This is a genomic window from Aliisedimentitalea scapharcae (assembly GCF_045277565.1).
Taxonomy (GTDB): Bacteria; Pseudomonadota; Alphaproteobacteria; order Rhodobacterales; family Rhodobacteraceae; genus Aliisedimentitalea; species Aliisedimentitalea scapharcae.
This window is the reverse complement of record NZ_CP123585.1, coordinates 193,273-206,157: the sequence shown is the minus strand read 5'-3', so window position 1 is coordinate 206,157 and position 12,885 is coordinate 193,273. Positions and strand designations below refer to the sequence as shown.

Here is a 12,885-nt window from a genome sequence, read left to right as displayed (position 1 = left end):
AAAAAGAGCATGATCCAAGTAGATTGCCCCTTTTGTGGCAAACGCAACCTCACCGAATTCGCGTATGGCGGCGAGGCGCATATTGCGCGGCCCAAAGACATGGCCGCGATCAGCGATGCTGAGTTTGCCCGCTATCTGTTCACCCGCAAGAACCCCAAAGGTGCGCATCAGGAACGCTGGAACCACGCAATGGGCTGTCGCCGCTGGTTCAACGCAGTACGCCACACGGTGACCGACCAGTTCTGGGCCACCTACAAGGTGGGCGAAACCGCGCCCCTGCCGCCCGACGATTGGGACGGTGTCCTGTCGAAATCCGAATTCGAAGCAACCACTGAAACCGAGGCCAAGTAAAATGGCACAAGTAAACCGCGTAACCGGCAAAGGGCGGATAAACCGCGCGAAACCGGTCAGCTTTACCTTCAATGGCAAAAGCTATCAGGGCTATGAGGGCGACACGCTTGCGTCCGCTTTGCTGGCCAATAATGTCAAACTATTGGGCCGGTCGTTCAAATACCATCGCCCGCGCGGCGTATACACCGCCGGGTCCGAAGAACCCTCGGGCCTCGTGCAGTTGGAAACCGGTGCCTGGACCGAACCGAACACCCGCGCCACCATGGTCGAGCTTTATGATGGGCTGAGTGCGGCCAGCCAGAACTGCTGGCCCTCGGTCCGCTGGGACGTGGGCGCGGTCAACAATGCAGCATCCCGGCTCATCCCTTCGGGCTTTTATTATAAGACCTTCATGTGGCCCGCGAGCTGGTGGGAGAAAGTGTTTGAACCGGTGATCCGCAAGTCCGCCGGTCTGGGCAAATGTCCCGAAGAAAACGATCCGGATGTCTATGAACACCGCCATGTGCATTGCGATGTATTGGTTGTCGGCATGGGTCCTGCTGGTCTAGCGGCAGCGCTGAATGCTGGCCGCACCGGCGCGCGGGTCATCGTTCTGGATGAAAACGCATCGGCTGGCGGCTCGCTCCTGACCACGGGCGAAGATATCGACGGCAAGCCTGCCGACCAGTGGATTACTGATACGCTGAGCGAACTGGAGGCCATCGAAGAGGTCACCGTGCTGACCCGCACTACCGCTTCGGCCTATTACGACCACAACTACATCACCGCGCTAGAGCGGGTGACCAACCACAATGGCCCCCGTCAGAACGGTGTACGCGAACGGTTCTGGAAAATCCGGGCCGCACAAGTGGTGCTGGCTGCCGGCGCGCATGAGCGTCCGCCGGTTTTTGCGGAAAACGACCGCCCTGGCATCATGATGGCCAGCGCTCTGCGCACATATGTGAACCAATATGGCGTGCTGCCGGGCAAACAGGTGGTGATCTTCACCAACAACAACTCTGCCTATGCCGCCGCCATCGATGCCCGTGATGCCGGTGCCGAGGTGACCATCGTTGATACCCGTCCATCGCCATCAGGACCCGCATTCGAAGCCGCGCAGGCCAAAGGCATTCAGGTCGACGCAGGTTTTGGTATCGTTGCCACCAGGGGCAAACATAGCGTGAAAGGCTGTGAGATTGCGCCGCTTAGTAATGACGGGCGCACGGTCGCTGGCAATTCAATCCTGATCCCTTGCGACGCGATTGGCGTATCCGCTGGCTGGAACCCGTCGGTCCATATGTGGAGCCAAGCCCGCGGCAAAGTCGCCTGGGATCCCGCAGTGGCATGTTTCAAACCGGAGTTCTGCCAGCAGAAGGTCCGCGCGGCGGGTTCGGGCAATGGCACATTTGATCTGGCAGGTTGTCTGGCTGAGGGCACCGAGGTCGGCATGGCCGCAGCCCGGGACGCCGGATTTGACGGGGTTGCCAAGACCCCAATTGCAGCGTCTGAGGAAGCCTTTGACTTGCGTCCGATCTACTATGTAACGTCGCGCAAGCCGGTCGGCGAAAGCAAGAAAGCCTTCCACGATCACCAGAACGACGTGACCGCCGCGGATATTCACCTTGCCCACCGCGAAGGGTATGTCTCGGTCGAGCATCTGAAGCGCTATACCACCACCGGCATGGCCACCGATCAGGGTAAGATGTCGAATGTGAACGCGTTGGCGATCATGGCGGATCTGCGCGGGGACACTATCCCCGGCGTCGGCACCACCACATTTCGCCCGCCCTATACGCCAACCACCTTTGGCGCGATGGCCGGACAGAACGCGGGCGAATTGTTTCACTTCACCCAAAAAACCCCGATGTGGGACTGGCACAGCCAGAACGGCGCAGTGATGGAGGCGATGGGCGATTTTCTGCGGCCCTTGGTCTATGCCCGCCCTGGCGAAAGCCACAAAGTCGCTGAGAACCGCGAAGTAAAGATGGTGCGTCAGTCGGTCGGGATCTATGACGCCTCGACCCTGGGCAAGATCGACGTGCGCGGCCCGGATGCCACCAAGTTCCTTAACCTTGTTTATACCAACGCCTGGGACAAGCTGAAGGTGGGCCAGGCCAAATACGGCTTCATGCTGAACGAACGCGGCATGATCTTTGACGATGGTGTCACCACCAAACTGGGTGAAAACCACTGTCACATGACCACCACCACCGGCAACGCAGCGGCGGTTCTGGCCTGGCTGGAAGACTGGCTGCAGGTGGAGTGGCCGCATTTGGACGTGTATCTGACCAATGTGGCCGAACACTGGGCGGTCTGTTCGCTGGCCGGCCCCAATGCCCGCAAGGTATTGGAAAAGCTCACCTCTTTGGATATCTCGGCTGGCGCCTTCCCCTTCATGACCATGAAGGACGGCAAAGTGGCAGGCGTCGACGCCCGCATCCTGCGGGTCAGCTTCACCGGTGAATCCAGTTTCGAGATCAATGTCCCCGCGCGCTATGGCCAGTATGTTTGGGAACAGATCATTGAAGCAGGTCGGGAGTTTGAGATCATCCCCTTTGGCACCGAAGCGCTGCACATCCTGCGCGCCGAACGCGGCTTTGTCGTTGTTGGCCAGGACACCGACGGCACGGTGACCCCGATGGACCTGGGCATGGGCTGGATCGTGTCGAAAAAGAAGGGCGACTTCATCGGCAAGCGCGGCTTTGACGCGCCCGAAGTGGTGCGCAGCGGGCGCAAGCAGCTGGTGGGCCTGCTGACCGACAAGCGCGACTATGTAATCCCGCATGGCTCGCATTTGGTGGAGATGGCCACCCAGGCGCCGCCGGTGAAAACCGTGGGCTGGGTCTGCTCGACCTATTGGTCAGAAAACCTGGGCCGGTCGATCGCGCTGGCGTTGGTCGAAGACGGCCGTGCCTGCATCGGTCAGACCCTTACAGTGCGCAACATCAATGGTGATGCTGAGAAAGTTACCCTGACCGCACCGGTGTTCTATGACGCAAAAGGAGAACGCGCCCATGCCTAAGGACATGGTATTTACCCCAGTTGCACGGTCGCTGATCACCCGGAAACCTCCGGTAACCGGCACCAGCAGCTTGAACCACGCCGAGGAATTCGGCACTTTGAACCTTCGCCTCATGGACGAAGCGTCTTGTGTCGCGGCTTCCAAGGCGCTTGGCGTCGAGGTTCCGAAACAGGCCAACACCTTTGCCAGTATCGGTTTTGTCACCGTGTTGTGGCTGGGGCCAGACGAGTGGTTGGTACATGCACCGCACGCGGCCATCGCCAACCTTCAGACCGCGCTGGAAACAGCGCTTGTCGGCAAGCACACAGCGGTGACCGACGTCTCCGACCATTCGGTTGCCATGGTGCTGAGCGGTGAAGGGGCCCGTCGGATCCTGGAGAAGGGCTGTCCACTGGATCTGCACCCGCGCGTGTTCAGCACTGGCAGCTGCGCCCAGAGCCACTTCCTGCAAGCTGTAGTCATTCTCGCGCAGCTGGACCAGAACCGGTTCTTGCTTCGGGTACGCCGTTCGATGAGCGAGTATCTTTGGGACGCATTGGCCGACGCCATCGCCAAAGGTTGAAGACATAGGCAAGCCCGGTTTTCCGGGCCTGCCGTTTCACGTTCGCCTAGCTCAAGCGCATGATTCATTTTTTCTAGGCCAAGTTTGCAGAAATACTGGTTTGCTCCGCACCCGTGTGGCCGCCAGAATTGATCAAGTCCCGCCCCCCGCTTGTTGGAGTGTCCGAATGTATGATCAAGCCGTCGCCCCCTTCTCTGGCCGCTCAAGTTCCATCGGTCTGCACAAGGTCTCGATCCTGGTACAATCCAGCAACTCCAATGCCGCCATTGGCGCCTGCACGGAATTGCTTGAAGCTGCAAATGAGCTGACGGGCCAGGATTTCTATCGTGTTAAGATCTCTGCCGGGCTTGATCAGCTGCGCGGTGTCAGCAGTGGCGGGCGCAACCAGACCCTGATCCTGTTCGGGCAAAGCAGCGAACGTTGGCAGGCGTCCCCGGAAATCAGAAGTCCGCTACGTAGTAAATTGCCGTGTTTTCATCGTATCGGCCTGGTTGGCGGGGCGGTGTTCCTGTTGCAGGACCTGCCGGGGTTGAGCCAACGAGAGGTGACGGTCCACCCCCGGCTTGAGTTTGCCGCACGAGAAAGCCGCTTTGCCGTGTGTTCAGACCCCGGCCCGGTCTGGCAGGACGGCCATGTCCACAGTGCCTTTGGCGGTATTGCCGCGATGCACATGATCCTGGCGCTGGTGGCCGAGGATCTGGGTGCCTTTGTGGCGCAATCCGTCGCCGCTGATGTCGGGCTCACCCTGGACACGCGCGCACGTGCCTTGTCCGAGCAGAGCAAATACTTGCGCCAAGCTGAGGGCAGCCCCCTGCTCTTGCGTGGCCTGGAGATGATGCAGGACAATATCGACACCCCAATCCCGGGCCGCAGCCTGGCGTTGGCGCTGGCTGTTTCGCCGCGCCAGTTGGAGCGTAGTTTTCGCTGCAAATTCGGCGAAACACCAATGACCGTCTACCGTAATATCCGGCTTGAGCACGCACATCAGCTTCTTTACCAAACTGACCTTCCGATCATGGAGGTTTGCGTGGCCAGCGGTTTTACCTCCAATTCCAATTTCTCGCACTGGTACCGGGAGCGATACGGGCAAAAGCCGACCGAAGCCCGCAAGTTGCGCTATACCGGGGTGGCCGGCTGATCCAGCCATCTGGGCCTCATACCATCAGAGCGCAGCCTTTTTGCAAGAAACCCTGATATTCATCCTGGGGAACCAGGCTGCCGCCGGTGGCCCACATCACATGGGTACCTTGTCCGATGCAGGCATCCAGCCCGTGTTGCGCCAGATAGCCTTGCCCTTCCGCCGTTGACAGCAGCATCTGCGGTCCGCCAAGGCAGGCGGCGGCCGAAGGCTCCAACTGCAGCCCCGCATGTTCCTGTGCCAGCGCCAGCCAGCGGAACAAATCGTCATCCGCAACGGTGTAAACCCCACTCAGCAAGGGCTGCATGACTTGCGCCACGAACTGGCTGACCTCGGCTACCGCCATGCCATCTGCTTCGGTCTGGTTGGTCAGGCCGATGTCATAAACAGTCACCACGCTTTTCAGCCCCGAAGCCAGTTGCACAAGTGCGCAGGGCGATTGTGCCGGTTCGACAAAGAAGCAATGGGCATGATCGCCAAACACCTGCTTCAGCCCATAAGCTATCCCGCCCGGCGCACCGCCAATACCGCAGGGCAGATAAAGGAATAACGGATGGTTCGCGTCCACCGGGACCTGCCGCTCGGTCAGCTGATCGCGCAACTCCGCAGCGGCGGCGGAATAGCCAAAGAACAGCAGTTCCGATCGTTCGTCATCGACGAAATAGATCGTTGAATCCGCCTGTGCCTGTTGCCGGGCTGAGGCGACCGCAGTGCCGTAATCCGCCTGGTGCTGCACCACATCGACCCCATGGCGGCGCAGGCGCGTAACCTTCCAGGGCTTGGCATCCGCCGACATATGTACAACGGCGCGGAACCCCAGCGCACGGGCGGCGATACCAACGCTTAGACCCAGGTTGCCGGTTGATCCAACCGCAACGGTGAAGCCGCCAAATTTCTTCCGTACGGCGTCAGATGCCAGCTCAGATGGTGTTGCATCCGGTGCGATCAACCCCAACTGCCGCGCGAGAGACAGCGCATGCAAGAAGACTTCATATACCCCGCCGCGTGCCTTGACAGAACCCGCCACTGGCAGCGCGTGATCGCCCTTCACAAAGTAACGACCCGGTGCCTTGCCCATGGCCGTCGCCAGATCCGTCGCCTCGGTCAATTCAGAGGCAATCACACCGCCGCTGTGTTGCAGATCGGCAAAGCAATGCTGTAGCAGCGGCCCCAGCAAGCGCCAGTTCTTTTCTGCCTCCGCCACCTGTTCTGGCCGCACTGGCACCTGCACCGAGGCCGTGGGGCCCAGCCCGGGGTTGATCCACATCAGCGGCTCTAGCGCCTGCAAGCGGCTCACCAGGGTTTTGTCCATTTCGTTGTCCTTTTTGCTTGCAGCCAGCATGCCCGATTTCGGATTTGCAACCATCCCGGAAACGGCTGGCAGGTAATGTGTTTGCGGCATAAAAATGCCCCGCCGCAATAAAGAGAGCACCGCGAGGCCAGGACAGCAGGTGGTGGACAGCCTGCTGGGGAGAGTAGTGGATCAGCCGTTGTAGACTGGGAAAGCAGTGCAGAGTTCGGCCACTTGGGCCTTGCAGCGTGCGACGGCGGCATCGGTGTCTTCGGCAGCTTCGGCCTCGACCAGGTCGGCGATCATCTCACCCAGCGCCTCGAACTCGGCTTCCTTCATGCCCCGCGTGGTGGCCGCGCCAGCCCCCAGCCGCAGGCCGACCCATTCGGGTGGACGCGGGCTGTCGTTGGGAATGGCATTCTTGTTGGCGGTGATATTGGCCTGTTCCAACACCGTTTCGGCGCGTTTGCCGGTGATGCCCTTGGGGCTGAGATCGACCAGCACCAGATGGGTGTCGGTGCCGCCCGACACGATGCGCAACCCGCGTTTTTGCAGGGTCGTCGCCAGAGTTGCGGCATTGCTCTTCACCTGCGTGGCATATTCTTTGAACTCATCCGTCAAAGCCTCGCCCAGGCACACGGCCTTGGCCGCGAGCACTTGGCTGTGGATCGAGCCCTGAACGCCCGGGAAAACTGCCGATTGCAATTTTTTGAACCAGTCTGCGTTGTTGGTCAGGATCAGACCGCCACGGGGTCCTCGCAGGGTTTTGGTGGTTGTGCAGGTGACGATATCGGCATGCGGAAAGGGGGAAGCATGTACGCCGGCCGCGACCAGACCGGCGATATGGGCCATGTCCACATGGAACCAGGCACCGACCTTTTTGGCGATCGCCCCCATACGTTCAAAATCGATCGCGCGCGGGTAGGCCGAGCCGCCGGTGATGATCAGCTTGGGCTGAATTTCTTCTGCCTGACGTTCCAAGGCTTCATAGTCGATAACTTCGCTGTCCGCATCAACGCCATAGTGGTGCGGCTCAAACCAGCGGCCCGAAAGGTTGGCCTTCAACCCGTGGCTCAGATGGCCACCTGCGGCCAGATCCAGCGACAGAACCTTGTCGCCTGGTTTCAACAACAGAAAGAAAACCGCCAAATTGGCTTGGCTGCCGGAATGCGGTTGGACATTGACATAATCGCAGCCGAACAGCTGCTTGGCACGATCAATGGCTGCATCCTCTACCACGTCGACAAAACGCCCGCCGCCGTGAAAGCGGTTGCCCGGATAGCCCTCGAGCGTCTTGTTGGTCATCTCGTGGCCTAGTGCATCCAGCACCGCCCGGCTGACAATGTTTTCCGAGGCGATTAATTCGATCTGGTCCTGCTGGCGCGTCTTCTCGCTGGCCAGGGCTTTGGCCACCAGCGGATCGGCGGCGACGACGGATAGGGTGAAATGCTGCGACATGAGGGCTCCTTCGGATCACATGTTGGACTGCCCTCAAGATGCGGTTTTCAACCTGTTCAAAGCAAATCAGTATTGCTATAAATTTCGCGTAGAAAAACTAAGGCTCAGATCATGGCAATTGTCCCCGTCCGTCCCAAAGGGCCACATCTGAACGCACTGCGTGCGTTTGAAGCTGCCGCACGATTGGGCAGCTTTACTGCAGCCGCCGATGAACTGGCGGTGACCCCTGGTGCCGTCACCCAGCATATCAAATCGTTGGAGGCCTGGGCCGAGGCGCCGCTGTTTGTCCGCAATGCCCGTGGAGTCGTGCTGACACCGCTTGCCGAGGAGCTGTTGCCCGGATTCACGTCAGCCTTCGATCAGCTCGGATTGGCGGTGCAGGCCCTGCGCGCCAAAGCGGCGCCGAGTAAAGTAAAAGTGGCAGCCCTGCCCTCGATTGCTCAGCTATGGCTGCCGCCCCGGCTTGGGCAGATACGCAGGGCTATACCGGAAATTTCAGTATCCGTGGTCGCGATGGAAACTCCGCCAAATCTGACCCGCGAACCTTTTGATCTGACCTTGTTCTACAGCGCTGCTCCATTGGGTACCAACGAGGTGGAAGTCGCCCGAGACAGGATTTTCCCGGTCTGCGCCCCTGAGATTGCGGCACGTCTGGACGGGCTTGCCGACCTGAGCAAGGAAACGCTGTTGCATGATGGGGCCTGGGCCAATGACTGGGACATGTGGTTGAGCGCCCAGCCAGATGGCGATGGGATTGCCCGCGCCGGCACAGTGCATTCGTTGTTTTCCGTTGCCCTGGAAGAAGCCCGCCACGGTGGCGGTGTGCTGATCGCGCATGAGGCACTGGTCCAGCCGTTACTGGACAGTGGTGAACTGGTGCGACCATTTTCAGCCAGCCTTGATTTGCCGACACGCCTCGTCGCAGAGACGGCTCCGTCTTTTGCCAGATCCCCCATTTTCAACCAAGTTCGAAACCTGTTGCTGGGCGAGACGTCATCGGCACCTACAAGCGGTCGCTGATCTGCCCCGATGCGACCTTGGCGGCCGTAACAATCGACTCTGTCCTTTCGGCTTCGAACCGGTACCCAGGGATGGTGATGCTGATTGAAGCCACTGGTCGCCCATGGCGGTCCATTACCGGCACGCCAATCCCGAAGACATCCGGGAATTCCTCTTCGAAATTTGTTGCATAACCCCGCTTTCGGGTTTTCTCCAGATCGGCAGACAGCGTTGCAGGATCCGTCAGAGTTGCAGGCATCAAAGCTTGCAGATCAGCGGCCAAAATCCGGGTGGTAACGCCTGGATCAAAGGCCGCAATCGCCTTTCCGGCTGAGGAACAATGGTACGGCGAGATTGATCCTATGGTCCCAACGGTGCCAACCGGATGGGTGCTGCGGTGGACAGCAATATAGGTCACTCCGGCAGGCTCTGGCACCGCCAGATGAACGGTTTCACCGGTCTGGTCTCGCAACGTTTCCAATACGTCCCTGGACAGCTCGGGCAGACGCAGGTCCTCCAACATGATTCGTGTCATCCGCAGCAGACCAAATCCCAGCTGAAACGTTTTGTCGTAAAAATCTTGGCGCACCAGCCCCTCGGACATCAGCGCTTGCAGTATGCGGTGCAAGGTTGCCTTGGGCATCCCGGTAACCTTCTGAAGATGTGCAAGATTTGCGGGTCTGCCGATCTCCGACAAAAGCTTCAGGACCTGAATACCCTTGGTCAGTGCCGCTGCTCCGGGAACCGGTTCTGTCAATGCCAGCCTCCAAATCACTTGACTCCGCAGGATTGCGGAGCATAGCTAAGTTCATAATATGGATTATTGTTCCATATTATGGAACAAAAGACAAGAGGGAAACGAAAGATGGCGCAGGAACGTATTGGTCTGATCGGACTGGGGAATGTCGGTGGCTTCTATGCTCGCAATCTGCTCAAGGCCTTTGGTGCCTTGACGGTCTATGACCGGGACCCCGCGAAATGCACCGCGTTGCAATCCGAGGGTGCTACTATTGCCGCGTCCTCTGCGGATCTGGCGGCGCAGGCAGACATCATTGTGCTGGCTTTGCCGAACCCACAGGCCGTGCAGCAGGAGGTTGTTGCCGAGAACGGTATCCTCGCCGCCGCAAACTCCGGTGCGCTGGTCATGGACATTTCGACCATCGATCCCGAAACCGCCACCAAACTGTACCAAAGCTGCGACCGCGCCGGGTATCAGTATCTGGAGTGCCCCATGTCTGGTGGTGAGCCGGGCGGAGCCGGGCATTTTGGCGCGCAAAAGGGGCTGATCACCTTTATGGCAGGCGGTGATCAGGCGGCTTTTGATCGTGCCGTCCCGGTGTTTGATGCGTTGGGCAAACATTGGATGCTGTTGGGGCCCGCTGGTACCGGCAATGCAGTCAAGCTGATCTCGAATCTCATCGCCGGGCTCTATATGGCTTCCATGGCCGAAGGGTTCGTGCTGGGCGCGGCGATGGGCATCTCCCATGAGACCTTGCTCAAGGTATTTCGCCACACCGACGCGCAAAGCTTTACCATGTTCGAAGAGTTCGCCCCCTATCTTTCATCCAATGACTACGAGGAAGGCTTCCCTGTTGAGTTGATGCACAAGGATCACCGTCTTGCCGGGGAAATGGCGCGCAAACACAACGTGCCACTTTATTTCAATTCCCTTGCGATGGAGCTCTATCAGACCGCGATGGCCCGCGGTTTTGGGCGCAAATCCCATGCTGCAATTGTCGAAAGCATGGCCTTGGCCGCCAATGTCAGCCTGACCAACAAGGGGGCAGCATGATGGACCGTTTTGCAGGCCAGGTTGTGGTTGTCTCCGGCGGAGCCGATGGCTGCGGTGCCGCTGCCGCGCTGCGCTTTGCCGCCGAAGGCGCCAAGGTTGCGATCCTGGATGTCAACGAAGTCAAGGGCAAGGAAACCGCAGCCCGGATCAGGGCCACCGGCGGGGAAGTGATTTTTGCCAGAACCGATGTGTCGCTGGGCGCGGATGTTCACGCCTCGATCAAGTCGGTAATCTCCGCCTGGGGCCGGATCGATGTTCTTTTTAATCACGCGGGTAAGGTGATCGTTAAGCCGTTCCTGGACACAACAGAGGCGGATTGGAACAGGATGATGGCGGTCAACGTCAATTCAATGCTCCATACCTCACAGGCGATTTTACCCCACATGATAAAGGCCGGCGGTGGGGCCATCGTGAATACCACGTCAATTTCAGGTCTGACCGCGTCCGCGCTGGAGGCGGCGTATTGCACGTCCAAAGGTGCCTGCATCCAGTTGACCCGGGCCATCGCTGTTGAATTTCGGGACAAGGGCATCCGCTGCAATTCTGTTGCTCCTGCGTTGATCCGCACTGCGCACGGGACAAGAGAAGCTGAGGAACTGATAGCGTTGGGTCAAGACTGGTCCGACGAGGACGTGGCCCGTATGCAAGGGCGCATTTGTGAGCCGGAAGAGGTAGCCGCGGCAGTTCTGTTCCTGGCGAGCGATGATGCAAGTTTTATCAACGGTGAAACCCTGATGGTGGATAACGGTCAATTTTCGATGACATAACCTTTGCAGGCCCAGGCAGAACATCGAGCCGCCTGCCGAGTTTCGCTAACTGACATAGACTGCCACTTGGTGCCTGCTGGTTTTCAGAAAGGACCGGCAATGTGGAGAATGTCGTGCTGTCTGGGTGGCTGGCCTGTTGAATCGACAGGATGTCGCGAAACGTTTGTCGTGTATTCAGCCTTCGTTGCGTAAGATCAAAAGCGCTGAACCTCTCGCCGAGCTCTTGTGGGTTCTTCGGACTGGCCCAGGCCTTCTCAGGGTGATTAGCCTGGGCAGCTGTCTAGATGCTTGGCTTGAAGCTCGCAAGTTTCACGCCGAATCCGATAAAGACAACTCCTGTCACACCTTTCAGCCATCTCTGGAAATGGCCGCTCCGCGCCACCGAAGTGAGTTTGGAGAACAGAAGTATCATGGCCGAGAACCAGACTGCTGCCACAACCGAGTGAAAAAACACAAGAAGGAAGGAGGAAGCGGCAGAGGTTTCGCCCACAGTGATGAACTGCGGGAAGGCCGCTAGGTAGAACATCGACACTTTCGGATTCAGGGCGTTGGTAATAAATCCTTCCACAAAGGCGCGCCACAGAGTTCTGCGGTTTCTTGCTGGGGAAACTTTTTCAGCGGTTTCGACACCCTTGAAGGCCGCACGCAGCGCCTTGATTCCGATCCAGATGAGATAGGCCGCGCCGAGGTACTTCACGATCATGAAGGCCGTCGACGATTTGACCAAAATTATCGAAATGCCAAGCACAGACAGCGCACCGTGCAAAAAGAAGGCTGTGACAAACCCGGCAACATTCGCAAATCCGGCGGAACGCCCTGACGTCGGGACAGTCTTGGCAATCAGGAATCCATTCGGGCCTGGTGACATGACCAATAGCGTGGCAACAAACATGAATGCGGCAATCTCTGACCAAGCCATGCGCGAAACCTCCAAACTGTGATCACAGAGACTTTTGCCGCATCCAGGCCATTCAGTCAATTCGTGGCAGTTGTTTCGATACAATTTACAGGACCAAATTTTCTCTCGTATCGTAATCCCCCCTGAAATTGACGGTGTTTAAAGGCGGAATTTTCTCGACCAGATATCTGAGGAGATGTTGAATGAAGAACGGACGATTTGGCGACGTGCAGATCATGGGACTCCTGAAGCACGCAGAGGACGGTGTGCCGGTTTCTGAACTGTGACGGAAATATGGGATGAGCCGTGCAAGTTTCTACAAATGGCCGGCCAAATTTGGCGGCATGGACGCGTCCCTGATCGCTGGGATGAAAGACCTCGCCGAACAGAACCTGTGCTTCAGGAAGATGCATCCCGAGATGCGCATGCAGAACGCGCTGTTGAAGGAAGCTCTTGGAAAAAATCGCAAAGGCCGTCTCACAGGCGAGCGAAGGCCGCAAAACCGGTGGCACAGCCGCCGCCAGTCGGTTTCCAAAAGAACGGCGGCACGGGCAGACAATTTTCCAGGTTGGGGCAATTCCTTTGGTGCTTGGCTGCGCTCGCACTTGCAAAGGATGAAAAGCATGGC

General features: G+C 58.6%; 11 protein-coding genes and 1 pseudogene. 8 read left to right on the top strand and 4 right to left on the bottom strand.

Annotated elements, in window-relative coordinates; genetic code table 11:
- The first annotated feature begins 9 nt into the window (after positions 1-9).
- The 4 genes from QEZ52_RS21610 (at position 10) to QEZ52_RS21595 (ending at position 5,052) form a co-directional block, all read left to right on the top strand.
- Positions 10-351, top strand: a complete 342-nt coding sequence (locus QEZ52_RS21610) for a sarcosine oxidase subunit delta (protein WP_343211862.1) — start codon at positions 10-12, stop codon at positions 349-351.
- Between the two features lies 1 nt (position 352).
- On the top strand, positions 353-3,352 hold the full coding sequence (locus QEZ52_RS21605) for a sarcosine oxidase subunit alpha family protein (protein ID WP_343211861.1): 3,000 nt from the start codon (positions 353-355) through the stop codon (positions 3,350-3,352).
- Positions 3,345-3,914, top strand: a complete 570-nt coding sequence (locus tag QEZ52_RS21600; protein ID WP_406651222.1) for a sarcosine oxidase subunit gamma — start codon at positions 3,345-3,347, stop codon at positions 3,912-3,914. Before QEZ52_RS21605 ends, QEZ52_RS21600 begins: the two co-directional genes overlap by 8 nt.
- 166 nt (positions 3,915-4,080) lie before the next feature.
- Entirely contained in the window at positions 4,081-5,052 is a 972-nt protein-coding gene (locus tag QEZ52_RS21595) for a helix-turn-helix domain-containing protein (RefSeq protein WP_343211859.1), read from the top strand.
- Between the two features lie 16 nt (positions 5,053-5,068).
- Here QEZ52_RS21595 and QEZ52_RS21590 read toward each other — a convergent pair whose 3' ends face one another.
- Entirely contained in the window at positions 5,069-6,394 is a 1,326-nt protein-coding gene (locus QEZ52_RS21590) for a D-serine ammonia-lyase (protein WP_343212029.1), read from the bottom strand.
- A gap of 141 nt (positions 6,395-6,535) precedes the next feature.
- Positions 6,536-7,801 (bottom strand): serine hydroxymethyltransferase, encoded by a 1,266-nt coding sequence (gene glyA, locus QEZ52_RS21585; RefSeq protein WP_343211858.1) that lies wholly within the window; start codon positions 7,799-7,801, stop codon positions 6,536-6,538.
- Positions 7,802-7,912: 111 nt separating this feature from the next.
- Between glyA and QEZ52_RS21580 the strand changes: the two genes are divergently transcribed.
- Positions 7,913-8,821, top strand: coding sequence for a LysR family transcriptional regulator (locus tag QEZ52_RS21580; RefSeq protein ID WP_343211857.1), 909 nt, complete (start codon positions 7,913-7,915; stop codon positions 8,819-8,821).
- Here the strand turns inward: QEZ52_RS21580 and QEZ52_RS21575 are convergent.
- A complete protein-coding gene (locus QEZ52_RS21575; RefSeq protein ID WP_343211856.1) occupies positions 8,805-9,557 on the bottom strand; it encodes an IclR family transcriptional regulator in 753 nt (250 codons plus the stop codon). The genes QEZ52_RS21580 and QEZ52_RS21575 overlap by 17 nt on opposite strands.
- A 78-nt stretch (positions 9,558-9,635) precedes the next feature.
- On the opposite strand from QEZ52_RS21575, the gene QEZ52_RS21570 reads away from it, so the two are divergent.
- A complete protein-coding gene (locus QEZ52_RS21570; RefSeq protein ID WP_343211855.1) occupies positions 9,636-10,592 on the top strand; it encodes an NAD(P)-dependent oxidoreductase in 957 nt (318 codons plus the stop codon).
- Positions 10,589-11,359 carry a glucose 1-dehydrogenase gene (locus QEZ52_RS21565; RefSeq protein WP_343211854.1) on the top strand — a complete coding sequence of 257 codons (771 nt, stop codon included), beginning with the start codon at positions 10,589-10,591 and terminating at the stop codon, positions 11,357-11,359. Before QEZ52_RS21570 ends, QEZ52_RS21565 begins: the two co-directional genes overlap by 4 nt.
- A gap of 280 nt (positions 11,360-11,639) precedes the next feature.
- Here the strand turns inward: QEZ52_RS21565 and QEZ52_RS21560 are convergent, their stop codons facing one another.
- Entirely contained in the window at positions 11,640-12,278 is a 639-nt protein-coding gene (locus QEZ52_RS21560) for a LysE family translocator (RefSeq protein WP_343211853.1), read from the bottom strand.
- 182 nt (positions 12,279-12,460) lie between these two features.
- On the opposite strand from QEZ52_RS21560, the pseudogene QEZ52_RS21555 reads away from it, so the two are divergent.
- Positions 12,461-12,771 (top strand): annotated as a pseudogene (locus tag QEZ52_RS21555) (transposase); the annotation flags it as partial.
- Positions 12,772-12,885 lie beyond the last annotated feature (114 nt).